Origin of the sequence: Bacillus sp. L381, assembly GCF_030284525.1 — a bacterium.
GTDB classification, from domain to species: Bacteria; Bacillota; Bacilli; order Bacillales; family Bacillaceae; genus Bacillus; species Bacillus amyloliquefaciens.
The window spans coordinates 2,938,945-2,962,005 of record NZ_CP127224.1 but is presented as its reverse complement, the minus strand read 5'-3'; the positions used below and the strand labels follow the sequence as shown (position 1 = coordinate 2,962,005).

General features: G+C 47.4%; 24 protein-coding genes. 5 read left to right on the top strand and 19 right to left on the bottom strand.

The genetic code is table 11. The annotated features are described in order from the left end of the window. Positions 1–37 precede the first annotated feature (37 nt). Together comA and QRX25_RS15280 are read left to right on the top strand one after the other, a co-directional pair. Positions 38–682: a two-component system response regulator ComA gene (gene comA, locus QRX25_RS15285; protein WP_014472195.1), complete on the top strand. Its 645-nt coding sequence runs from the start codon at positions 38–40 to the stop codon at positions 680–682. A 21-nt stretch (positions 683–703) separates the two neighbouring features. Continuing rightward, on the top strand, positions 704–1,087 hold the full coding sequence (locus QRX25_RS15280; RefSeq protein ID WP_212099079.1) for a hotdog fold thioesterase: 384 nt from the start codon (positions 704–706) through the stop codon (positions 1,085–1,087). A gap of 39 nt (positions 1,088–1,126) precedes the next feature. On the opposite strand, the gene mnhG is transcribed toward QRX25_RS15280, so the two are convergent. Genes mnhG through QRX25_RS15245 form a run of 7 tightly spaced genes read right to left on the bottom strand, consistent with a single transcriptional unit; the run spans position 1,127 to position 6,896 of the window. Then, a complete protein-coding gene (gene mnhG / locus QRX25_RS15275) occupies positions 1,127–1,501 on the bottom strand; it encodes a monovalent cation/H(+) antiporter subunit G (RefSeq protein ID WP_115997042.1) in 375 nt (124 codons plus the stop codon). Further along, a complete protein-coding gene (locus QRX25_RS15270) occupies positions 1,485–1,769 on the bottom strand; it encodes a Na(+)/H(+) antiporter subunit F1 (RefSeq protein ID WP_045509491.1) in 285 nt (94 codons plus the stop codon). Before QRX25_RS15270 ends, mnhG begins: the two co-directional genes overlap by 17 nt. Beyond that, positions 1,769–2,245, bottom strand: a complete 477-nt coding sequence (locus QRX25_RS15265) for a Na+/H+ antiporter subunit E (RefSeq protein WP_212099076.1) — start codon at positions 2,243–2,245, stop codon at positions 1,769–1,771. Before QRX25_RS15265 ends, QRX25_RS15270 begins: the two co-directional genes overlap by 1 nt. Positions 2,246–2,250: 5 nt before the next feature. Next, complete coding sequence (locus QRX25_RS15260) at positions 2,251–3,732, bottom strand: Na+/H+ antiporter subunit D (RefSeq protein ID WP_065982195.1); 1,482 nt, start codon at positions 3,730–3,732, stop codon at positions 2,251–2,253. Beyond that, complete coding sequence (locus tag QRX25_RS15255) at positions 3,725–4,066, bottom strand: Na(+)/H(+) antiporter subunit C (RefSeq protein WP_013353388.1); 342 nt, start codon at positions 4,064–4,066, stop codon at positions 3,725–3,727. Before QRX25_RS15255 ends, QRX25_RS15260 begins: the two co-directional genes overlap by 8 nt. Beyond that, the gene (locus QRX25_RS15250; RefSeq protein ID WP_045509497.1) at positions 4,066–4,497 is read right to left on the bottom strand and encodes a Na(+)/H(+) antiporter subunit B; all 432 of its coding nucleotides are present in this window, start codon (positions 4,495–4,497) and stop codon (positions 4,066–4,068) included. The genes QRX25_RS15255 and QRX25_RS15250 overlap by 1 nt, the downstream gene beginning before the upstream one ends. After that, entirely contained in the window at positions 4,494–6,896 is a 2,403-nt protein-coding gene (locus QRX25_RS15245) for a Na+/H+ antiporter subunit A (RefSeq protein ID WP_212099073.1), read from the bottom strand. The genes QRX25_RS15250 and QRX25_RS15245 overlap by 4 nt, the downstream gene beginning before the upstream one ends. Before the next feature lie 241 nt (positions 6,897–7,137). Between QRX25_RS15245 and QRX25_RS15240 the strand changes: the two genes are divergently transcribed. Next, the gene (locus QRX25_RS15240; RefSeq protein WP_065982193.1) at positions 7,138–7,356 is read left to right on the top strand and encodes a hypothetical protein; all 219 of its coding nucleotides are present in this window, start codon (positions 7,138–7,140) and stop codon (positions 7,354–7,356) included. A gap of 46 nt (positions 7,357–7,402) precedes the next feature. On the opposite strand, the gene nupQ is transcribed toward QRX25_RS15240, so the two are convergent. The 6 genes from nupQ to malK all read right to left on the bottom strand — a co-directional run bounded on the left by nupQ (position 7,403) and on the right by malK (position 14,851). Continuing rightward, positions 7,403–8,362, bottom strand: coding sequence for an ABC transporter permease (nupQ, locus tag QRX25_RS15235; RefSeq protein ID WP_212099070.1), 960 nt, complete (start codon positions 8,360–8,362; stop codon positions 7,403–7,405). Then, positions 8,363–9,409: an ABC transporter permease gene (locus tag QRX25_RS15230; RefSeq protein ID WP_212099067.1), complete on the bottom strand. Its 1,047-nt coding sequence runs from the start codon at positions 9,407–9,409 to the stop codon at positions 8,363–8,365. Beyond that, positions 9,402–10,934, bottom strand: coding sequence for an ABC transporter ATP-binding protein (locus QRX25_RS15225; RefSeq protein WP_065982192.1), 1,533 nt, complete (start codon positions 10,932–10,934; stop codon positions 9,402–9,404). Before QRX25_RS15225 ends, QRX25_RS15230 begins: the two co-directional genes overlap by 8 nt. A 141-nt stretch (positions 10,935–11,075) precedes the next feature. Then, positions 11,076–12,149: a BMP family lipoprotein gene (locus QRX25_RS15220; protein ID WP_065982191.1), complete on the bottom strand. Its 1,074-nt coding sequence runs from the start codon at positions 12,147–12,149 to the stop codon at positions 11,076–11,078. A 400-nt stretch (positions 12,150–12,549) separates the two neighbouring features. Continuing rightward, positions 12,550–13,257 carry a two-component system response regulator MaeM gene (gene maeM, locus QRX25_RS15215; RefSeq protein WP_065982190.1) on the bottom strand — a complete coding sequence of 236 codons (708 nt, stop codon included), beginning with the start codon at positions 13,255–13,257 and terminating at the stop codon, positions 12,550–12,552. Then, positions 13,250–14,851, bottom strand: coding sequence for a malate sensor histidine kinase MalK (malK, locus tag QRX25_RS15210; RefSeq protein ID WP_065982189.1), 1,602 nt, complete (start codon positions 14,849–14,851; stop codon positions 13,250–13,252). Before malK ends, maeM begins: the two co-directional genes overlap by 8 nt. 174 nt (positions 14,852–15,025) lie before the next feature. Between malK and QRX25_RS15205 the strand changes: the two genes are divergently transcribed. Further along, entirely contained in the window at positions 15,026–15,583 is a 558-nt protein-coding gene (locus tag QRX25_RS15205; RefSeq protein ID WP_071347705.1) for a YufK family protein, read from the top strand. A gap of 14 nt (positions 15,584–15,597) precedes the next feature. On the opposite strand, the gene QRX25_RS15200 is transcribed toward QRX25_RS15205, so the two are convergent. The 3 genes from QRX25_RS15200 to QRX25_RS15190 form a co-directional block, all read right to left on the bottom strand. After that, entirely contained in the window at positions 15,598–16,011 is a 414-nt protein-coding gene (locus tag QRX25_RS15200; RefSeq protein WP_013353377.1) for a thiol-disulfide oxidoreductase DCC family protein, read from the bottom strand. 21 nt (positions 16,012–16,032) lie between these two features. Further along, complete coding sequence (locus QRX25_RS15195) at positions 16,033–17,907, bottom strand: transglycosylase domain-containing protein (RefSeq protein WP_212099064.1); 1,875 nt, start codon at positions 17,905–17,907, stop codon at positions 16,033–16,035. 90 nt (positions 17,908–17,997) lie between these two features. Further along, positions 17,998–19,242, bottom strand: coding sequence for an MFS transporter (locus QRX25_RS15190; protein WP_076983244.1), 1,245 nt, complete (start codon positions 19,240–19,242; stop codon positions 17,998–18,000). Between the two features lie 151 nt (positions 19,243–19,393). Between QRX25_RS15190 and kapD the strand changes: the two genes are divergently transcribed. Then, complete coding sequence (kapD, locus tag QRX25_RS15185) at positions 19,394–20,011, top strand: 3'-5' exonuclease KapD (RefSeq protein ID WP_045509527.1); 618 nt, start codon at positions 19,394–19,396, stop codon at positions 20,009–20,011. 24 nt (positions 20,012–20,035) lie between these two features. On the opposite strand, the gene kapB is transcribed toward kapD, so the two are convergent. From kapB to QRX25_RS15170, 3 genes are all read right to left on the bottom strand, one after another. Then, the gene (kapB, locus tag QRX25_RS15180) at positions 20,036–20,422 is read right to left on the bottom strand and encodes a kinase-associated lipoprotein KapB (RefSeq protein ID WP_065522129.1); all 387 of its coding nucleotides are present in this window, start codon (positions 20,420–20,422) and stop codon (positions 20,036–20,038) included. A 45-nt stretch (positions 20,423–20,467) separates the two neighbouring features. Next, positions 20,468–21,751 (bottom strand): ATP-binding protein, encoded by a 1,284-nt coding sequence (locus QRX25_RS15175; protein ID WP_212099059.1) that lies wholly within the window; start codon positions 21,749–21,751, stop codon positions 20,468–20,470. Between the two features lie 123 nt (positions 21,752–21,874). Continuing rightward, complete coding sequence (locus QRX25_RS15170; RefSeq protein WP_212099056.1) at positions 21,875–23,038, bottom strand: MalY/PatB family protein; 1,164 nt, start codon at positions 23,036–23,038, stop codon at positions 21,875–21,877. Positions 23,039–23,061 lie beyond the last annotated feature (23 nt).

Genomic DNA, 23,061 nt, shown 5'->3' with positions numbered 1-23,061 from the left:
AATAAAATGGAAATGAATGAGTAAAAGGGAGGAAACCATGAAAAAGATACTAGTGATTGATGATCATCCGGCTGTCATGGAGGGCACCAAGACGATTCTGGAAACGGACACGAATCTTTCTGTCGATTGCCTTAGTCCCGATGCCAGTGAACAATTCGTTCTTCGGCATGATTTTTCAGCTTACGATCTCATATTAATGGATTTAAATCTGGGTGATGACCTCAGCGGCATAGAGCTTTCCAAGAAAATCTTAAAAGAGAATCCTCTCTGCAAAATCATTGTCTACACAGGCTATGAGGTTGAAGATTATTTTGAAGAATCCATCCGCGCGGGCCTGCACGGCGCCATCAGCAAAACTGAATCTAAAGAGAAAATCATGCAATACATATATCACGTGCTTAACGGACAGATTTTAGTTGATTTCTCCTATTTCAAACAGCTGTTGACCCAGCAAAAAACAAAAACGTCTTCTTCCCCTCAAAGTGAGCAGGATCGGTTAACACCGAGAGAGCGCCATATTCTCCAAGAGGTCGAAAAAGGTTTGACCAATCAGGAAATCGCCGATGCGCTTCACTTAAGCAAGCGGTCGATTGAATACAGCCTGACATCCATTTTTAACAAGCTGAATGTCGGCTCCCGCACTGAAGCGGTGCTGATCGCCAAGTCAGATAATGTACTATAACCCTTGAAAGGAGAATGACCTATGAATCTGAACAATACATTGCTCGGCGCACTCGGCATTGAAATCACTGAAAACACGGCGGGAAGATGCGTCGCGGTTATGCCGGTGGATAAGAGGACGGTGCAGCCTTTCGGATATCTGCACGGAGGCGCGTCAGCAGCGCTGGCGGAGACCGCAGCCAGTGTCGGGGCCCATCATTTTATCGATCAGTCGTCACAGGCGTGTGTCGGACTTGAGATTAACGCCAATCATTTAAAATCCGTGAAAGAGGGCGGTACGGTCACGGCGATTGCGGAACCCATTCATACAGGCAGAACAACCATTGTTTACGAGATTAAAATTTTTGATGAAAGAGAAAGGCTGATCTGTGTTTCCCGCTGCACGCTGGCTGTTATAACAAAATAAACAAACAGCCGGAACCCTGAATCGTCCGGCTGTTTGTTTTTACAAATATGAATCTTTTTTTCGTTTGATCACAAAGTTTCTGATCCCTCTATAATCATCCTGAACGCTTCTTTTATCAAGCGCCGCTCCTGAATTGTACGCGGCCCTGCAGATGAGGTGCGCCCCGACCGGAGCCGTCAGCAGGATAAAAATAATCCCGAGCAGTATTTTTACAGAAATTTCTCCGGTCAGCATCCACAAGTAACCCAAAACGCCGAGCAATATCAAATTAACGCCGAGTGTCGAGCCTTTTGAAGAGGCGTGGGCGCGTGTATACACATCAGGAAGCCTGAGTGTGCCGAAAGACGCGACCAGACAGATCAGCGATCCCATCAGAATAAAAACGGCGACGGCCCATTTAACGATTTCGATCATTTTCGATAATCTCTCCTTTCTCCAAAAACTTAGCGAAGGCAATCGTACCGATAAATGATAAAATGCCGAGCAGCAGAATGATGTCCAAAAAGGCCGTTGTTTTTATGAGAATGGATACAAGCGCGGTCATGGCAATCAGATTAATGCCGATCCCATCAAGCGCGACGACCCGGTCCGGTATCGTAGGCCCTTTAATAACACGAATGACGTACAGAAGAGTCGAGACCGCCATAATGCCGAGCGATAATTGCAGAATAAACGTAAACATCAGCGGCTCACCTCCTGAATGGCTTTCTCAAAAGAGACACGGATGTCATGAATCGCTTTCTCCGCATCTTCAATGTCCATGGCGTGTATATAGAGAATCGACCGATCATCGGAGATATCCATCACAAGCGTACCCGGTGTTAAAGTGATTAACAGCGAGAGCAGCGTGATCTCCCAATCCTCCGTCAATTCCGTCTTAAACGCGAAAATACCCGGGCGGATGTTCATTTTCGGAGACATAATAGTTTTCAGCACGCTGACATTGGCCAGATATAATTCTTTTATAAAGATCAGCATCAGTTTGATGACTGAGCATATTTTCCAAATATAAAACGGCTGCGAGAAGAAGCGCCGGAAAAAAAACAGCGCCGCCAAGCCCGCGATAAATCCGGTAATAAATCCCGCCGCGCTGAGGCTGTTAGTGAGAAACATCCAGCAAACAGCGAGAAACACATTTAATAATAGTTGAAAAGCCATGCCATCTACTCCTTCAAAACAGCTTCAATGTATTTTTCCGGATTCAGCAGATTCTCAGCCGTCTGATTGACATACGGTGAAACCCATTCGGTTCCGAGTCCGAACAGAAGCGACAATAGGAGAAAAGCGGCTGCCGGATAAAGAAGTCCTTTTGCGGACCGTCTTGCCGCGCCCGGGATTTCTTTTTCTTCCCCCCAAAAAGCCGTCGTAAAAACCTTCAGCACGGAATACAGTACAAGCAGGCTTGACAGCAGAATCAATACGGAAAACAATGTTTCCCCCTTATCGAAACCGCCTTCCGCGATCTTCAGCTTGCCCACAAATCCGCTGAACGGCGGGATGCCGGCCAGAGATATGGCGGAGATAAAGAACATCCAGCCTAAAACCGGATAACGGGTGATCAGTCCGCCCATTTTATGCAGACTGGCAGTGCCTGTCAACGAGATAAGCGTGCCCGCCAGCATAAACAGCGCTCCTTTAATCAGCATATCGTGAATCAAGTAATAAACCGCTCCTTGAATGGAGGCCGGCGTGTTCATGGCAATGCCGAACAAAATCACGCCGACGGCTGTAATAATATTGTAGATGACGATTTTCATGACATCCGAAAAGGCGATAGATCCGATTACGCCGAATAACACCGTCAGCATCGCAAGCCACATCATTAATTGGTGGGTAAAACCTGTATCGTGAATAAAAATCAGGGTGAATACTCTCAAAATGGCATACAGGCCGACTTTCGTCAAAAGAGATCCGAATAAGGCCGAAATTGCAGCCGGCGGGGCGTAATAAGAGCCCGGCATCCAGAAATACAGCGGGAATATCCCGCCCTTTAAACCGAAAACGACGATAAACAGGACGCCGATGACGGTTATCAGCCCGGTCTGGCCTGATTCGCTTATTTTTACGCTCAGATCAGCCATATTCAGCGTGCCCGTCACCGCATATAAGTAACCGACACCGATGACAAAAAACGCGGATGACACAATGTTAAACACGATATACTTCAATGATTCTCTTAATTGAATTTTCGTTCCGCCAAGCACGATCAGCATGTAAGACGCGATCAGCAGTAACTCAAAAAAGACGTACATGTTGAACAGATCACCCGTCAAAAACGCTCCGCTTACACCGGCCAGAAGAAACTGCACCCCTGAATAATAGAAAGCGCGCTCCCGTTTTTCTCCGATGGAGCGGAAGGAGTACAAAATGACGAGTAATCCGATGACCGCGGTTGTCAAAACAAGCAGTGCGGCGAGCTGATCTGCGGCGAGCACAATGCCGTACGGCGCTTTCCAGCCGCCGAGCGTCAGCGTCTGAATCCCGTGTGTAAATACCGTCTGTACGAGAATCGCGCTGATGACGATGGAGACAGCGGAAGCGGCAGTGCTGAATATCCGCATCAGCATAATGTGCCTGTTCATAAAAATCAGCAGCACTGCGGCAAGCAGCGGCACCAGGATAGGCAATATCACAAAGTTATTCATGTTGATCATTTCCCCTCATTCGATCCATATCGTCCGATTTCAGTTCCTGATAGGCGCGAAACGCCATCACAAGCAGGAAGGACGTGACGCCGAACGAAATAACAATCGCCGTCAGTATGAGTGCCTGCGGCAGCGGATCGACAAACAATGTGCTTTTCCCGCCCAGTATGGGAGGGGCGCCTTTTTTCAGTCCGCCCATGGTCAGAAGCAGCAAATGGACGCCGTGGCTTAAAAGCGCGGTGCCGATAATCACGCGCAGCAGACTTTTAGAAAGCAGCAGGTAGGTTGCCGCCATAAACAAAATACCGGCAATGACAGACATTAAGATTTCCACTATTCTTCCTCTCCAATCGTTTGAATAATGGTCATCGTAACGCCGACAACAACGAGATACACACCTAAATCAAACAAAGTGGCCGTCGCAAGCTCCGTATTCCCAAGCACCGGGAGATGAAAATGGCCGAATGTATGGGTGAGAAAGGGCGCCCCGAATAAGAACGAACCTGCACCCGTCGCAATTGCGATAAGCAGACCCGCGCCCGCTACATAAATAAAATTGACGGGCAAAATCGATTTAACGGTTTTTAAATCAAAGGCCAAAAGCAAAAGCACGATGGCCGAAGACGTAATCAGCCCGCCGACAAATCCTCCGCCGGGAGCGTTATGTCCCGCTAAAAATAAATAGAAAGAGAAAAGCAGAATGATAAAAGATACAAGCTTCGTTGCCGTCTGAAGGATGATGTCGTTTGTTTTTTGCTGTCTCAACGCTCTTCTCCCTCCTCTTTTACTTTCGTTCTGATCATGCTGTAAATGCCGAGTGCGGCAATCGACAGCACTGTGATTTCAAACATCGTATCAAATCCCCTGAAATCAACAAGGATGACGTTGACGATATTGTTGCCTCCCCCGAGCTTATGGCTGTACGCGGTGAAAAAGGAGGCGATGCTGTCTTTTGTTTTTTCGCTGGAAGACGCGATCCCGAGCATTGTCACGATGACGCCGACACCGAGAGAAATGATAAAATTCGTCATCCGGAATGTTCTTGTCTTCTTTTTCCGCCGCATTTTCGGCAGATGATAAAAACAAAGAAGAAACAAGGCGACGGATATCGTCTCAATGACAAGCTGTGTGAGTGCCAGATCGGGCGCTCTGAAAATCACGAAAAACAGCGCGAGCGTGTACCCGACAACACCGAGTGAGATAATGGCCGTCAGCCGTGATTTGGCGAACACAGTCGCCGCCGTCGCGCTCACCATAACGAGGGAGAGCACGATTTCATACAGGCCGATTTCAGCCATTCCTTTCGTTGTCACGGAAAAGCCGTCTTTCATCACAAACGCCGTTCCGATGAGAATGATAAACGCCGCAAAAGTATACAGCAGATAATCCCGCAAGAATCCGGTCATATAAGATGACGTCAGCTGATAAGATCTTTTTTCCATATTGCCCGTCACCGCATCGTAAAGCCGGTTCAATGACAGTTTTTTCGGAAACAGACCGTACAGCCGCTCCCATTTAGACAGCGTCACGTAACCGATTGTGCCGACAATGATAATCCCGAGAGTCATCATCAACTCAGCCGTCACCCCGTGCCACTGGGAAATATGGACGTGGAATGTATCTCCGCCGGTTAACAGAGCCGGATAAATGGAATTCATCGCCGGTTCAATCAGGCTGTAGGACAAAACGTTCGGTGCGAAAAACAGACTGACGGCGCAAGCGGCAAGAATTACCGGCGAAATCAGCATGCCGAGCGGAGCTTCATGCGGCGTCTTCTCAAGCTGATCAGGTTTGCGCGCGCCTCTGAACGTTCTGAAAAACAGCTTCATGCTGTAGATAAAAGTGAAGACACTGCCGATCCATGCGAGAACGGGGAACAGCACGCCCCACGTATCAAGATTGAAAATATCTGCATGAGCAATCCGCAGCATGCTTGTAAAGAACATTTCTTTACTTAAAAAGCCGTTAAAAGGAGGGAGGCCCGCCATGGAAAACGTTCCGATCAATGAAACGGTGAACGTTATCGGCATGAGCGCCATCAGTCCGCCGAGCCTGCGGATATCCCGCGTTCCCGTTTCATGGTCGATAATGCCGACGGCCATAAATAAACTTCCTTTAAAAGTAGCATGGTTTATTAAGTGAAACACAGCCGCGGTCACAGCCGCCGTAAAATACTCTGAATGCTGATAATGAAGCGCGGCGGCTCCTGCGCCGAGCATAGATACAATCATACCGAGCTGGCTGACTGTGGAAAAAGCCAGAATCGCTTTTAAATCAGTTTGTCTGACCGCATTGAAGGAAGCCCATACCATCGTGATGAGACCGACTGAGGCAACCGTCCAAAACCAGACGGGTGAAAATGCAAAAATCGGACTGAATCTGGCAATCAGATAAATGCCTGCTTTCACCATTGTAGCCGAGTGCAGATAGGCGCTGACAGGAGTCGGCGCCTCCATGGCATCAGGCAGCCAGATGTAAAACGGAAACTGCGCTGATTTCGTAAAGGCTCCCAGTAACAGGAGAATCATTGCCGGAATAAAGAACGGATGGCCGGCAATAATATGCACCTGATTGACCATTTCTCTGATACTGAATGAGTCTGTCATCAGATACAGCAGGATAAAGCCGCCGAGCATACACAGTCCGCCGCCGACGGTAATCAATAGTGATTTTTCCGCCCCGTAGCGTGATTTCTTCCGCTTATACCAATACCCGATTAATAAGAAGGATGACAGGCTTGTCAGCTCCCAGAACATATAAAGCACAATGACATTATCGACGAGCACAACGCCGAGCATCGCGCCCATAAACATCAGCAGATACACATAAAAGGGGCCGAGCTTTTCTTTGTCCTTCGATAAGTAAAAAATGCTGTAAAGAGTCACCAAAGAGCCGATTCCCGTAATCAATAAAGCGAATAACAGCCCGAGTCCGTCAATATAAACGGTGTAGTTAATGCCGAGGGACGGAATCCATTCGGCCGCATACCGGACGGTCTCTCCGGCCATTGTAATAGGGAGCTTGCTGATAAAGTAAACAAACAGCACAACGGGCAATATCAGCACAAACCAGCCTGTATGGACCCGTTTTACCCGTTTATAGAGAAAGGGAACGATAAATGCAAATAAAAAAGGCGCCAAAATCGCGAAATGTAACAGCTGCAACAGAAGACCTCCTTTGCTTGTTTTTCATCAAGCAACTGCTTTATGTAAGAGTGAACCAATCAATTCACGGTCATAGGACCCAGTACAAATTATATCGCACTTTTTTTTACCCTGCTACGGCATAATGTATTCCTCTCTGTATTTTTGTGGTCTTTTGAACTCAAAATAAATTTATCAAATATCCTGATCTTTGTATATACTTTTATCTTTCAGATCAAGCTTTAAAAAAGGAGCTGGTCAGATGAAGAGAAAGGCGGCGGCCTGTATTGGAATATTTTGCTCTATTATCGCAGGAACATTCATAGCGGACGATTTTTGCAAAGGACGGCAGCAGACGGAGGCAGATGAATGGGAGAGTTTTTTTCTCGGTGCGGAATACGCACACGGCAAGCTGAGTGCGGCTGAATCAATACAAACGCCGTTTCAGCCGCGTGAGTATATAAGAATCGTCTATAAATGAAAAGAGTTCCGGCACCAGGGCGCGGAACTCTTTTTTTTTGTGATGATCAGCGTTTTCCTTTAATGTAAGGGATGCCGTTGGCTTTAGGCGCATCCGCACGGCCGATGAAGCCGGCAAGCGCGAGAATGGTCAGAATGTAAGGGGCCATCAGCATGTATACATTCGGAATGTCTTTGAACAGGGGCAAAAGCGAGCCGATAATGCTTAAACTTTGCGCAAATCCGAAGAACAGCGCCGCCCCTAGCGCGCCGATCGGATGCCATTTGCCGAAAACAAGAGCGGCAAGAGCGATAAAGCCTTGCCCGGAAATGGTGGAGTGCGTGAAATCAAGCGCGATCGTGGAAGCATATACACCGCCGCCGAGCCCGCCGAACAGCCCGCTGATCATGACGCCGATATAGCGCATGCCGAACACGTTGATTCCCATCGTATCGGCCGCCATCGGGTGTTCGCCGACAGAACGGATACGGAGGCCGAACGGCGTTTTGAATAAAATAAACCAGGAAACAAAGGCCAGTACGATAGCTAAAATCGACGTATAATATACGTCAGAAAAGAAAATCTTTCCTAAAACCGGAATATCGCTTAACCCGGGGATGTTCGTTTTGTAAAAGGGCTCGGGAATTTTATCAGTCTGAGCTTTTCCGTAAATCAGCTTGACGATAAACAGCGTCGCTCCTAACGCGAGCATATTGATCGCCACACCGGTTACCGTCTGGTCGGCGCGGAAAGAAACCGCAGCAGCCGCGTGAATCAGCGAGAACAGCCCGCCCGCAATCATGGCGGCAGCCAAGGCGAGCCACGGAGCAGCGGCACCGAGCTCGCGTCCGAAAAATAAGTTGAACATGACGTTTGTAAAGGCGCCGATAATCATCAGTCCTTCAAGCCCGATATTGACAACTCCTGATCTTTCGGAGAACACGCCGCCGAGAGCGGTTAAAATAAGCGGAGCCGCATATACGAGTGTTGCCGGGACAATAATGGATAAAATCTGCAGGAAGTCCACTTACTTCGCCCCCTTATTTTTCAATTTATCAAGGATGAGCCGGATGGCGTAGCTTGATGCCACAAATAAAATAATAATGGCGATGACGATGTCAACGACTTCAGAAGGCACGCCGGATTCAATCGGCATATTTAAGGCGCCGACTTTAAGGCCGCCGAGAAGACATGCCGCAAGAACCACGCCGATTGCCGTGCTGCCGCCGAGAAGCGCAACCGCGATGCCGTCGAACCCGACTCCGGTAAACGCGCCTTTAACCGCCGCATATTGAAAGGTTCCGAGTCCTTCCATAGCGCCGGCCAGCCCCGCGAATGCACCGGAAATCATCATGGCGTACATCATATTTTTTCTGACGCTCATTCCGGCGTATTGTGCGGCGTGCTGGTTAAAGCCTACAGCCCGGAATTCGAATCCGCTTTTTGTTTTATGAATGATAAACCACATGAAGACAGCCATGAAGAGAGCGATCAGAATGCCCCAGTGAAGGCGGGAGTAATCTGTCAGCTGCTCTAAAAACGGCGAGCGGAGCGACGCGCTTTCATGAATTTTGCCTGTTTTGTCCCGGTGATCGGTCATGACATCGGAAATGAGATAATTGGTTAAATGAAGAGCGATATAGTTCATCATGATCGTGACAATCACTTCATGGACAAAAAAACGGGCTTTTAAAAATCCGGGAATCAGCCCCCAAATGCCTCCCGCGGCGGCAGCCGCCAATAACGCAAGCGGAAGGTGGATGTAAGCGGGGGCGTCAAAGGAAGTACCGACCCAAACCGCGGCGGTCCAGCCGACAAGGAGCTGTCCTTCAACACCGATATTGAACAGGCCGGTCCGAAATGCGAACGCCACAGCCAATCCGGACAAAATATAAGGCGTAATCTGCCGGATTGTTTCCCCGATGTAATACACCTCGCCGAAAATGCCGTTCCAAAGAGCCGAATACCCGCTTGCCACATTGTAGCCGCTGGCGAGCATGATGACCGCGCCCGTAGCCAAACCAAGGATGATCGCAATCAGCGGCACAGCCAGATGAGAAAGTCGATTAATCATGTATTTTCCCTGCCTCCATTTGCTTACTTCCCGCCATTAAAAGTCCGAGCTCTTGCTCATTTGTTTCAAGCGGATTGACGTTTGCGATGATGCTGCCTTCAAAGATGACGGCGATGCGATCGCTGAGATTCATGATTTCATCAAGCTCAAAAGACAATAGCAGCACCGCTTTACCGGCGTCACGCTGCTCAATGAGCTTTTTATGGACGAATTCAATCGCGCCGACATCGAGTCCCCGCGTCGGCTGGGCCGCAATTAAAAGATCCGGATTTCTGTCCACTTCCCGCCCGATTATGGCCTTTTGCTGATTTCCTCCCGACAGCGCGCGCGCAGGCGTATATTCATCAGGCGTTCTGACGTCGTATTCTTCAATCAGGCTTCGCGCTTTGTCATAAATCGCGTGTTTATTTAATATGCCGAAAGAAGAGTAGGGCTTTTGATAATAACTTTGCAGCACGATATTTTCTCCGATCGGAAAATCAAGGACGAGCCCGTGTTTATGTCTGTCCTGCGGTATATGCCCGATTCCGGCTTCAGTAATTTTCCGCGGGGGCATGTTTTGCAGCTGTCTGCCGTTTAACGTGATGGTGCCGGCATGTGTTTTTCTGAGACCTGTAATAGCCTCAATTAATTCAGACTGGCCGTTTCCGTCAACGCCCGCAATGCCGACGATTTCACCGGCTCTGACAGAGAGGGAGAGCTGTTTGACCGCCTCAACTCCGCGCGCGTCTTTAACCGTTACATCAGAAAGCGAAAGCACTTCTTGTTTCGGATCAGCCGGTTGTTTATCCGTTTTGAATGAAACTTCGCGCCCGACCATAAGGCTTGCCAGTTCATCTTGATCCGTCTGTGCGACATCGAGTGTTGTAATGCCTTTTCCTTTCCGGATGATGGTGACACGGTCGCAGACTTCCATAATTTCTTTTAATTTGTGGGTGATGAGGATAATTGATTTTCCTTCATTGACCAGGTTTTTCATAATCTGAATCAGTTCTTGAATTTCGTGCGGGGTCAGCACCGCGGTCGGTTCATCAAAAATGAGAATGTCGGCACCTCTGTAGAGGGTCTTTAATATTTCCGCCCGCTGCTGCATGCCGACAGAAATATCGGCAACTTTGGCTTCGGGATCAATCTGCAGGCCGTAACGGCCGGAAATATCGCGCACGTCCCGGGCGGCGCGCTGTCTGTCAATCCGGCCCAATGTTTTCGGCTCTTTTCCGAGAATAATATTTTCTGAGACGGTAAAGGTATCCACAAGCATAAAATGCTGGTGCACCATCCCGATGCCGAGATCATTGGCTTTGTTCGGGCTGTTGATGTGAACGCGTTCACCCCGCACCCGGATCTCGCCTTTTTCCGGCTGATACAGGCCGAATAAAACGTTCATGAGTGTCGATTTTCCCGCGCCGTTTTCACCGAGCAGGGCGTGTATTTCGCCTTTTTTCACTTGAAGCGTGACGTCATCATTGGCGACGATTCCGGGAAATTCCTTGCGTATATTAAGCATTTCAATGATATAATCCACCGATTTGACGCTCCTTTTTAGAGATGCTTTGATGAAAAAGAGCTTGGCAAAAGAAAAGCTGCAAAAGATGCAGCTTTTCCTTCACCGCTCTTTTCAAAAAAGAGAGGGGATAAGCACGAAAGTCTCCTTATCCCCTGATTCTTACTCAGCCTTGAAGGATTTCAATTCTTTTTCAGTTGAAGGGATCTTGAGTCCGTCCGCGATTTTCTTCTTCCAATCGTCTGTTGCTTTGATGACATCGTCAGAAAGGTTTTCCTTGTGATCCGAGATGCCGACTGCATCTTGCGCCAATCCGTATGTTAATGTTTTGCCGCCCGGGAATTTTCCGTCACTTGCTTTTTTCGTTAAGTCCTTCACGGCTGTATCCACTTTTTTGACCATTGATGTAAGTGTGACATTGTCTTTTGTGCCTTCGACTTGACCTTCTGCGTACTGGTCTTTATCAACACCGATGACCCATACGTTCCGCTTCGGATCTTCTTTTTTAAGATTTTTGGCTTCAGTGAAGACGCCCGTTCCCGTTGCGCCGGCCGCGTGATAAATGACGTCAACGCCGGATTTGTACATGCTTTCAGCCGTCGCCTTGCCGACATCGGCTTTGTCAAATCCGCCCGCATATTTCACTTCGACGACCGCTTTCGGATTTGCGGCTTGTACACCGGCGCGGAAGCCGATTTCGAATTTTTTGATCAATTCAGACTCCATTCCGCCCACGAATCCGACTTTTCCCGTTTTGCTCGATAACGCAGCGGCCGCTCCCACGAGGAATGAACCTTCCTGCTCTTTAAATGTAAGGCTCGCCACGTTGTCTTTTTTGACAACGGCGTCAATAATCGCAAAATTCGTGTCTTTGCGCTGATCGGCGATTTCGCTGATGGAATCCTGCATCAAATACCCAACTCCGTATATCAGGTCAAAGTGTTCACGCGCTAATTTATTTAAGTTCGTTGTATAATCCGCATCTGATTTTGATTGAAGATAGTCAAAACCGCTTTTGCCTTTCGTAAGCCCGTTGTCCTTTCCGAATGCCTGGATGCCTTCCCAGGCGGACTGGTTGAATGATTTGTCATCGACGCCGCCGATATCTGTGACCATGCCGACGGTAAAGTTTTTGCTTCCGGAGCCGTTTGCTTTGTCACTTGAACCGCATGCGCTTAATATGGTTCCGGCAGCCGCGATGAGCGCCATCGCCATTCCGATTTTGCGTTTTTTCAAAGATATAACCCCCCTGTAAAATATGGCTGATGCCGTTCCTTTCAGACTCGAGTCACCGTCCCGGATACAGAATCGAAAAAACTTTCTGATAATAATGATGAGACGATCTCTCTTTTTCCCGCCTAAGCGGCTGTCTCTTCCGAATTGGGACTTATGGCTTACCTGAAAAGATCAGCTAACCAATCATAATTTATCATTTTACCCGCCATAAATAAATAGAAATTTGCTTATTTTTAAAAAATATCAATTTTATGAACCGCTTTCCTCATCTGGATAAATCATAGGAGGATCCGCCGGGTCATTATTCTTATATAGCATATAAAAAAGGAACCGCAAGCCTTTTGTCACGGGGAATGGCAGTAAAAAAGCACCGTTCACGGCGGAACGGCGCTTTTTGACATTATAAATATTGTTTTATGCTGCTGACATTGCCGGTGTTGATATGGTATTGAAAGACCGGTCTGCCGATCGTGCCGTACGCCATCTCTACGTTCAGCACTTGAGTATCCTCCAAAAATTTAAGGTATTTCCGGATGGAGACTTGCGAGATTTCAGTATGCTTGGCGAGATCTTCAGTGGTAAAAGAGCTGTCTCCGAAAGATTCGATGCTTGCCCAGATGAGTTTAAGCGTGCTTTTTGTCAGGCCCTTCGGAAGGTGAACTTTTTCAGCCGCTTCTTTCTTTTGAAAAAGCTCCGCATCCAATTCTTTCTGTGTCATGCTTCTGTGTGATTGATAAACCTTCTGCTTGCGTCTGTAGTCGGAAAGGGCGGTTTGAAAGCGGTCAAACTCAAATGGTTTGATTAAATAATCGACGGCGCCGTACCGAAGCGTTTTTTTGATGACATCCAGCTCGCTTGCGGCTGAAATGACGATGACATCGACCGATTCATTTTGTTTGCGGATTTCCGTTAAAAGCTCAAGCCCGTTTTTTCCCGGCATGTAAATGTCAAGAAGGACGAGGTCGATATGATGCTCGCTTAACACGTGCAGCGCGCTTTGAAAGGATGAAGCGATCCCTTTCAGCTGAAAGCCTTCAATCTGGCTGAGATAGCGTTTATTTAATTCACCCACCATGGGGTCGTCTTCAACTATGAGTACATTAATCATCATTTTCCTCCTTCGGTTCATACGGAATGCGAAGACTGAAAGTCGTTCCTTCATTCTTTTCACTTGTCACAATCATGTGGCCTTTTAAATTTTCTGTTGCCTGCTGGGTAAAATAGAGGCCGAATCCCCGGTTTGTTCCTTTCGTGGAATACCCCTGTTCAAAAATGCGGGTTTGGTCTTCGGCAGACATTCCGGCCCCGGTGTCCGTAATTTCTATATTAAGCTGGCGATCCTGAAACCGCATCGAACACGTGATGTTTTTCTTCGGCATTTGCGCCACCGCGTCAAGCGCGTTGTTTAACAGATTTCCGATAATCGTAATGAGCTCATGGATGACGGCAGGATCCGCCGCATTCGGAATCAGGCTGCCAAGCTGAATGTCCAGATCAGCGCCCTGTTCGCGTATGTAGCTTTGTTTTCCTAAAAGAAACCCTGCGAGAACCGGGCTTTTAACATCGCTTATAATTTCGCTTGTTTCCGTCTTTTGCTGAATAGCGATATCTTTAATATAAGTGCCGAGGTCATCGTATTCTTTTAACTGTACAAGTCCTAAAATGACATGGAGCTTATTCATGAATTCATGAGACTGTGCTCTTAACGCGTTTGCATACATTTTAACACCGGACAGCTGTTCTGCTAAATGTTTGACCTCCGTTTTGTCCCTGAAAGTCGCGATTGCTCCGACGGTTTGTCCCTTCAGATGAATCGGAACCTCATTAAAGACCAGCTCTAGGCCGTTAATGCGGATATCCCTGTCCTGAAGCGGTTTTTTCGTTTCAATCACTTGCTTCAGCCGGCTTTTCGGAAGAATATCGTTCACATCTTGATCGACCGGATTAGTCGGAATACCCATTTTAATAAAAAGGCGTTTCGCTTCCGCATTGGCAAGCTTAATTTTTCCCCCCGCGTCAACCGCCAGGATGCCCTCCTTTGTGGATTCGAGCATGGCGCTCCGCTCTTCCAGCAGGGTGGCGATTTCATAAGGCTCAAGACCGTACATGATGTTTTTGACGGTGCGGGCGACAATCACAGCTCCTATGACGCCGACAAAAATACTTACGCAGATAATGAAATAAAGCGGTCTCAAACTGTGGCTCACGACATCCTGTATTTTGTTCAGCGAAATTCCGACTGAAACGACGCCCAATTGTTTTTTATCTTTTCCATAGATCGGAACGAAGGCTCTCATGGATTTCCCGAGCGTTCCCGCTGATGTGCTCGTTTTGATATGGCCGTGCATCGCCGGCTGCTCGTCTCCGCCGGTGAATTTCTTCCCGATTTTATTTGCGTCGGGGTGGGTGAGGCGGATGCTGTTCATATCCATAACCACGACAAATTCGGTTCCTGTCGTGTGCTGGACGTCCAATGTATAATCCTGGAGCTCTTTCAGCCCTTTTCTTGTTTGCAATGCCTGTGCGACACCCGGTGTTTCCGCGACCAGTTTTGCGGTGCGCAGCGCGGTTGTCCGTTCTTCTTCTTTCACGCGGTCTGCGGTCTGGACGCTGATGGTGAAAAAAGTGATACAAAGTGCGATCAGAACGACAATACAGACGAATATCGTTAATCGGGTTTGCAATTTTAATGTTTTTTTCATAACAGCCTTCCTTACGTTTATCATTCCCGCGTTCTACTTTACTCCGAAAAAGCCGGTTTGTGAAGATCGGGCTCATATTTCGTAAAAGTGAGGAAAAATGGAATTTTTTATCTTGTCAATGTGTTTTAAGTCCTCCATAATAAGTGAGGTAGATTACAGAAAGGGACTTATTATATGAAAAATACTTATTGGACGGGTTATTTTCCGCTCGTTGCGATTCTGCTTTTTAGTTCGTCATTATCCATATCTACCTCGCTTTATGCCATGAAGATGCTTCAGTCGCTCGGCATGTATCAGGGGATGCTGGATTATTTCTCCGAGAAAGGGATCAGACTGGCGCTTTTTGCAGCGTTCGCCCTTGTGTATTTTATGCTTTTTTCGGCTTTAAAGCTGATTGCAAACACAGTGACAGAGCTGTCTCTTTTGTTTTTCACAAATGACCCTGAAGGGGACAACCTGAAAAAAATCAGATTAGGCTCTTTAATTTATGTAGGCGGAGGAATTCTTTCCTTTGCGCTTGTGCAGAATGGTTTCTGGATTGCGGCGTTATTTGCCGTCATTACGCTCGTTTATTTGATCTTCATGGTGTACAGAATCTATTCAACGCTCTCGATCGTTTCCCTGATCGGTTTTATATTGTTTGAGATTCTGTTTTGGTTTACTTTTGTTATCGGTATTTTGTACATTTTTATCAAGCTTTATAATAGCATAATGGCTAGCTTACCTGTGTAAGCTAGCCATTTTTGTTAAGACAGAAATCTGTTTTTGATCTCAGGGGAGGGGAGCATGCATGCTTCCCTTTTTCCGAACCATTTGTAACGGCGCCGGGCGATGAAAGAATAGGCTCTGTCCCTGAGGGGGCGGGGCACTGCGAAAAAAACCGAAGACAGCCGCCAGGCTCCGCGGAGATGACGGGCAACCTTCAATACCGCTTGGGATTTTCTGTATATCCGTCCGTTTTCGATAAAAATCATGCTGTCAAATTGTTCTGTCGGAAGTCCTTCTGATGCCAAAAGCTCACGGGCGGTATCTGATTGCAATGAAGCAAATGAGATCAGGCCGGCCGGATCGCGTTTAATGATGAATTGAACGGCGCCGTTGCATAAGTTGCAGACGCCGTCAAACAAAAGTACGCGGTCCGGAAGCTGAGCTGGTTTCAAGGCGGATCCCCTCCGTTATCTTTAATAGGCTGCTTGCAGCGTGTTTTTCCAGATCGAAAGCTGAGGGCTTGCGTCATGAAGATATTCGACGCTTGACGGTGTATCCTTGCCGACCCATACCCCCATTGTATAAGCATCCGTCAGGCCGACAAACCACATGTCGTGATAGTCATTTGACGTACCTGATTTTCCGCCGACGTACGGAGCTTTAAAATTCGCTTTTTTTCCTGTTCCGCTTTTGACGACGGCTTTCATCATTTCTTTGATCTGCATGTTGGTCCGTACGCTGAAAACCTGCGCCGGCTGGTCTTTCCATTTTAATATCGTTTTTCCTTTTAAATCAGTCACTTTAGTAATCGCGTGACTCGGCGTATAAACGCCGTTGTTGCCGAATGTGGTGTACGCATTGGTCATTTCAAGAGGCGTCATCCCGTTTGTAAAACCGCCCAGCGCCGCAGGCAGACGGTAATCCGCGCTGACCAGCTTCGCGAAATGAAACGGTTCAAGGTAGCTGAACGCCTTATTGACGCCCACGCGGTCCATAATTCTGATGGCCGGTGTGTTGTACGAGTATTTAAACGCCGTTTCCAGCGTCACCGTGCCGTACGTGCGGTTATTGTAGTTTTGCGGGCAGTAATCCGCACTGCAGAATTTGCTTGCGTCAATCTTGCTGTTTGGCGTGGCGCCGGTCTTTTCAATGTAAGGCCCGTAATCAAGCAGCGGCTTAATGGATGAACCGGGCTGTCTGTATGCCTGATAGGCACGGTTGAAATCATATTTATGATAATCTTTCCCGCCAGAAAGTGCGATAATCTGATGCGTCTGATGATTAATCACGGCCGCTCCGCCCTGAACGCCTGCATACGGCAGATTTTGGTTCACTTGGGCGACGACCTGATTTTGCATATACGGATTCAGCGCCGTATAAATCTTCACACCGTCTTTCAACAGCGTGCTGACTCTTTCGGAAAGCTCGCCCTGAATTTTTTGTTTCGCCTTTCCGGAAGCTTTTTCAAGGCGTTTGTCATAGCCTTCAGATGATGAAACAAGCTGTGTGAATTCATCATTTACATAGGAAACATAGTCAGGATACTTGTTTGTTTTTTCGTTTATATCAAGTTTGATATGTTCCTTTTCGGCTTTTTTAAGCTGTTTTCCGGATATAACGCCTGCTTTTTTTAATCCGTTAAGCAATCTGACTTGTCGTTTTTTCGTATAGTCAAAATGCTTGAGAGGATCATATAATGTAGGGTTATTAGGGATGGCGCAGATGAAAGCCATTTCTCCCAAGGTGAGAGATTTCAGCGGCTTGCTGAAATAAAATTGTGCCGCCGAACCGACACCGTATACCCCGTTATTAAAATAAATCGTATTTAAGTAGCCTTCTAAAATCTTATCTTTGCTGTATTTTTTCTCAAGCTGATAGGAATAGGCCAGCTCCGTCAGTTTTCGGCTGAAGGTGCGTTCATGGCTTAAATACACGTTCCTTGCCAGCTGCTGGGTGATGGTGCTGGCGCCCTGGTCAATTTTATGATCTTTGAAATTGGAGGCGGCCGCCCTGACCATCCCCATAAAATCAAATCCTTTATGCTCATAAAAATGACGGTCTTCAGAGGTCAAAAACAGCTGTTTTACCTCATTCGGTATTTTATTGAAGGGCACGATTACGCGGTTCTCATGATCGCTGACAATTTCAGAAACAAGGCTTCCGTCCCTGTCATACATGTAACTGTTTTGAACCAGATTGATTGCTTTTAAATCAATATGTTTATCGAGCACCTGATCAAAAGGCTTGATTTGTTTTACCTCTTTGCCGGAAGCAATAACTGTAAATGCAAACAACGGGATAATGCCGAGCAGCAAAATCCATCCGATTATTTTACGTACCATGGTCACTCTCTTTTCTCCTGATTTCTAGCCATATCGTATCATTCTTTTAAGAATACGAGAAGGTTAAATTTAGAAGAAATCGTGATTGCTGATCGGTCAGCCCGCATTTGACGCTGTATCCTTTTGCAGATGTCCGGCCATCCATAAAAGCCCCGCGCCTGCCAAAAAGAGAAAGGCGGTGACATAGAAAGCAGCCGAAATGGAAAAACCGCTCGATACCGCGCCTCCGAGCAGAGGGCCGAGCACATTTCCGAGAAACCGAAAGCTGACGTTATAGCCGAGCACCTCACCCTGAATGCTGCCCGGCGCCCTGACGCGGATCGCTGCCGTAATGCAGGGCAGCGTGCCGCCCATGACCATGCCGAACAGAAATCTGAAGACTAAAAGGATGGAGAGAGAGGAGGCGAGCGCCTGCGGAATAAAAAACACCGCTGATGCGATCAAAAGCACGATTAAGATCCGGCTGTGGCCGAAGCGGTCGCCGTAGTCTCCCCATTTCCGGGCAAGCAATAAGCTTCCGAGTCCGGTAGCTGAAAATGCCATTCCGGAGAAAAAAGCTAAATTAACAGGCCCGTGCAGCTCATTGACATATAAAGCGAGCAGCGGCTGAATGCTGAAATTGCCGGTTTGCACGATCATGGTAAGCACCATCATCGCCCAAAGCGCGGGCTGGTGAAAAATATAGGAGAGCACCTGTTTTCTGGAATAGGTTTTCCGCTTGCTTTGTTTCTCGCCGAGCGGCTGCTCATTGACCTGAAATAAAACGAGAAGCACGGATGCGAAAATGACAAAAGACGTTATAAAAAACGTGTACGTAAACCCGAAGCTGTCAGCGAGCAGCCCGCCCAGCATCGGTCCGAATAAAGTGCCTGACACCTGACCCATCTGCAAGGTGCCGAGTGTTTTCCCGGCAGTCTCTTTCGGCGTCTGCGCCGAAATCATGGCAAGCGATGTCGGAACAAAGCCTGTCACAAGGCCCATTAGCAGCCGCAGGACAAACAGCTGATAAACCGATGTCACAAACCCCATCAATAAAATGCTTGCGGCAATGCCGGTTCCTGTAATCAAAAGAATTTTTTTGTAGCCCTGCTTATCGCCGAATCTTCCCCAAAACGGAGAAATCACAAACGCCATTAAAAACGTGACGCCGAACACATACCCGCTCCATCTCTGCACATACCCGCCGGAGTGGGGGCTGATCGATTCGATATACAGCGAAAGAAACGGAACAATCATGGTCATGCTGGCGGAAACAAAGAAATTTGTAATCCAAATGACGACGAAGTTCTTCTTACGGACAGAAATAACATCACCTTCTTTACTTTTCGTGTGTCTAATAATAAGTATATAGGAATGAATTCGGTATTTGTATTTTCGATGCGGATATAGGAAAATTCATTATTTTTAGAAAATGAAGAAAGTTTCAGAGGGGAAACTGATATACTATCATAAAATATCATTTTTGATCGGAGGAAAGGCAGGTGTAAAAAAAGTGGATCAGCGCAGTCTGCTCATTATTGATTTTGAATTTACGATGCCTGACGGAAAATACAGCCCGCAAAATTTCTTTCCCGAGATTATTGAAGCGGGGATTGTCAAAACGGTGGATGACGAAGTGGCTGAAACGTTTTCGAGTTATATCAAACCGAAAAAATTTCCGAAGCTGACGAAACGATGCAAAACCTTTCTGAACATCACTCAAGAAGACGTGGACGGCGGAATCACGTTTAATGAATTCATCCGCAAATTAAATGAGCTTGATCCTGATAAAAACTGCACGATCGTCACCTGGGGCAATATGGACATGAAAGTGTTAAAGCAAAATTGCATGTTTAACCACATCCCCTTTCCATTTAAAGGAGAACTCCGGGATCTGTCCCTTGAATACAAAAACTTCTTCGGCGACAGAACATTGACCGGCCTGTGGAAAGCGGCTGAAGAGTATGGCGATAAAGGGACGGGCACGCATCATAAAGCGCTGGATGATGCGATGACGACTTACAAGTTATTCAAGCTTGTCGAGCGCGATAAACAATATCTTGAAAAACCGAAACCTCCGACGATCGGTGATCGCGTCGATCTGACTGAACTGTTTCGCCGGGCCACATAAAAAAACCCAATCATGCCGACTGGGTCAAAGTTCTTTAAAATAGTCACGCTCTAACGCGGCCAAGCTGGCGAGTGAACGTTCCGCCCATTCTGAGCCGTCCGCTGTGAGCTGATCTTTCAGCCGGGCAGCCGCAGCCTGTAAGGAAGCCGTATAGTCAGGCACCTCGCCTTCAAACGGTTTGACCATCTGGTGCGGTATGTTTGTCTGTTCCCCGTATGCAAGCGCTCTTCTTTCATGAAAAAACGGAACATCCGCCTGCTTCGGATGATGAAGATCTCCTTGAGCGGGATGCGTCAGAACGGCTTTAATTTTTACTAAATAGTGCTTAGGCCTGACGTCTGTCACTTCCCCTATGTATGCTCCTGTTTTATAAAACCCTTTTACGATTGTGCCGATTTCAAATGAATCCATAGCGTTCACCTCTCTGGTTATTCTATAAAAGATCAGCGCGATTGGCTAGTGAACAGCTGCCGGAAGCCAGACGGAGGCCGTTGTGCCCGAGTGCTCGCCGCTGGTGAAATAGACGGAGCCTTCATGATGCTGAATAATCGAGAATGTCACAGTAAGTCCGAGCCCGGTGCCGTTAGTCTTGAGTGTATAATACGGCTTGCCGAGTTTCTGAAGTTCGTCGTCGGACATGCCGATTCCGTTATCCGTAATCTGAATGAGAATCATCTGTTCCTGTTTTTGAACGGAGACCTCGATTCGGCCATTTTCAGAAGGTACAGCTTCAATACTGTTTTTAATCAGATTAATGAAGGCCTGTTTCAGTTTTTTTATGTCCCCGTACACATATAAATCCGGCTGGCTTCGAACGGTAACCGTCACCGATTTAAAATTGGCGTATGACTCCATTAAGGAACTTGTTTCCTTCACAAGCAGAGAAATATCAAATCTTTCCTTTTCATAATCATCCTGCTTCGCCATATCCAGATAATTCGTTATGATCGTCTGAGCCCGGTCGAGTTCGGACAGCACAAGCTTCTGATACCCGGAGTGTGATTTGTCCTGAAGCTGTTCGCCGCTGAACAGCAGCTGCACAAAACCTCTGACGACTGTAAGCGGATTGCGGACTTCATGGGCGACGCTCGCCGCAAGCTCGCTGACGACAGCCATTTTTTCTGAGTGTATCAGCCTTGCCCGCATGGACGTGTTCTCATCAATGATCTCAATCAAATAAATGCACAGCACCAGGGCGCTGACCTGAAAAAAAACGGATATTGCCGCCTCGTAATAAATGGAAGATAGATTTTGAAAATTGAAAATATTGGTTACGGAATAGATGAAGACAGCTGCGGTTAATAGGGCGGCTTCAGTGCAGCCGATGAGAAGAGCGAAAAGCAGTTTCTTCCGCTTTGAAAAAAAAGGCCATTTCGTTTGGAGCCGGATAGGAATGATGATTAAAAAAGGAATTAAGGATAAGAAAAAAAGAGCGGAAGGTTCAAACCATATGAGCTGAAAAAAAACGGATACTGCTCCTGCGGCAAGTCCTGCGGCAGTTCCGGAGTAAAGCAGGCAGACGATAATGGGAATCAGCTGCAATCCGTAACGGACGTAATGAAGTTCCTGGATGGGAAATGCCGTACATAATGATGAAGATGACGCTGCAAATACGGCGACCAGCAGGCGGTTCGCTCTCGGCACAAGCAAATCAGGCTTGCTGAGCCAGAAGACTTGATAAAGAAAAATAGGGAATAGTATAAAAGAGAAGTGAAGCAGGTAATCCTTTACAATCTCCATTTATGCGAAATCCTTTCCTATGTAAATATGAATCTATTATAACATCTTTACCGGCAAAAAAAGTATATTTTTTCTCTAAAGCGAACGCCCTTATCTCTTCTGATAAAGGCGTTCTTTCGGCTGCTAAGCGAGCGCTGCTTTGATTCTCTCAAGCCCTTCTTTTACGGCGGCGGCCGAACAGCCGACATTTAGTCTCATAAATCCTTCACCGCCGGGTCCGTATTTCGTGCCCGGTTCTAAAATGATTTTCCCTTTTTTGAGCATTCTTTCTCTGAGCTCTGCGTCCGAAAACCCGTATTCGCTGAAATCCATCCAGATCAAATAGGAGGCGTCAGGCCTCATCATGCGGACTTTCGGCAATTCTTTTCTTAAAAAGTCCTCAGCCAATTTCATATTTCCCTCAATGTAAGGGATCAGCGCGTCGAGCCAAGGGCCGCCCTTTGTATAGGCGGCTTCGATTGCTGCAACCGCAAATGTGTTCAGGCTGGAAATCCCGTTCTGATGCAATGCGGCGGAGAATTTCACCCGCTTATACCGATCGGGAATGATAATGGCGGATGCCTGAATGCCGGCGATATTAAACGTCTTGCTCGGCGCGACACAAGTAATGGAAATCCGCGCAAAATCCTCAGACAGAGAAGCAAAAGGCGTATGCGGCTTTCCGTACAGCATCAAGTCGGAATGTATTTCGTCAGAAACGACGGTGACGTTATGCGCGGCGCACAGCGATCCGAGCTTCAAAAGCTCATCCCGGCTCCACGCTCTGCCGGACGGGTTGTGCGGATTGCAGAGAATCATCAGCTTAACCTCGGAATCGCTCAGCTTTTTCTCAAGATCCTCAAAATCCATGCAGTAGATTCCGTTTTCTTTCCGTAATGGGTTATGTAAAACCCGCCGTTTGTTTTCCTCGATCATCTGATAAAAAGGCGTATACACGGGTGACTGGATCAAAACAGGATCTCCCGGTTCGGTAAAGGCCTGGACGGCCATGCTGATCGCCGTGACAACCCCGGGGCTGAACACGATGCTTGCGGGCTCGGGCCGGTAGTCGTGTCGAGTATGAAGCCATGAAGCGACGGCTTCTCTTGTATTTTCGTCAGGAGACGTATAACCGAATATGCCGTGGTCAAGGCGGGCTTTTAAGGCTTCAGTGACCGCTTCGGGAGCTCGGAAATCCATATCGGCCACCCACATCGGAAGTGCGTCCGATACGCCGAATAACGCTTCTGCCGTGTCCCATTTCACCGATTGTGTGCCAAGCCGGTTTTCTCGAAGGTCAAAGTTCATGTATGTCACTCCTGTAGTATCAT

Bases quoted from the DNA above. Each gene is read 5' to 3' on its own strand.
- QRX25_RS15175 (WP_212099059.1), bottom strand. From the start codon at position 21,751: ATGGAGATTGTAAAGGATTACCTGCTTCACTTCTCTTTTATACTATTC.
- QRX25_RS15280 (WP_212099079.1), top strand. From the start codon at position 704: ATGAATCTGAACAATACATTGCTCGGCGCACTCGGCATTGAAATCACT.
- kapB (WP_065522129.1), bottom strand. From the start codon at position 20,422: ATGGATTCATTTGAAATCGGCACAATCGTAAAAGGGTTTTATAAAACA.
- comA (WP_014472195.1), top strand. From the start codon at position 38: ATGAAAAAGATACTAGTGATTGATGATCATCCGGCTGTCATGGAGGGC.
- maeM (WP_065982190.1), bottom strand. From the start codon at position 13,257: ATGATTAATGTACTCATAGTTGAAGACGACCCCATGGTGGGTGAATTA.
- QRX25_RS15270 (WP_045509491.1), bottom strand. From the start codon at position 1,769: ATGTTTACGTTTATTCTGCAATTATCGCTCGGCATTATGGCGGTCTCG.
- QRX25_RS15170 (WP_212099056.1), bottom strand. From the start codon at position 23,038: ATGAACTTTGACCTTCGAGAAAACCGGCTTGGCACACAATCGGTGAAA.
- QRX25_RS15240 (WP_065982193.1), top strand. From the start codon at position 7,138: ATGAAGAGAAAGGCGGCGGCCTGTATTGGAATATTTTGCTCTATTATC.
- malK (WP_065982189.1), bottom strand. From the start codon at position 14,851: ATGAAAAAAACATTAAAATTGCAAACCCGATTAACGATATTCGTCTGT.
- QRX25_RS15260 (WP_065982195.1), bottom strand. From the start codon at position 3,732: ATGAATAACTTTGTGATATTGCCTATCCTGGTGCCGCTGCTTGCCGCA.
- QRX25_RS15230 (WP_212099067.1), bottom strand. From the start codon at position 9,409: ATGATTAATCGACTTTCTCATCTGGCTGTGCCGCTGATTGCGATCATC.
- QRX25_RS15205 (WP_071347705.1), top strand. From the start codon at position 15,026: ATGAAAAATACTTATTGGACGGGTTATTTTCCGCTCGTTGCGATTCTG.
- QRX25_RS15265 (WP_212099076.1), bottom strand. From the start codon at position 2,245: ATGGCTTTTCAACTATTATTAAATGTGTTTCTCGCTGTTTGCTGGATG.
- mnhG (WP_115997042.1), bottom strand. From the start codon at position 1,501: ATGATCGAAATCGTTAAATGGGCCGTCGCCGTTTTTATTCTGATGGGA.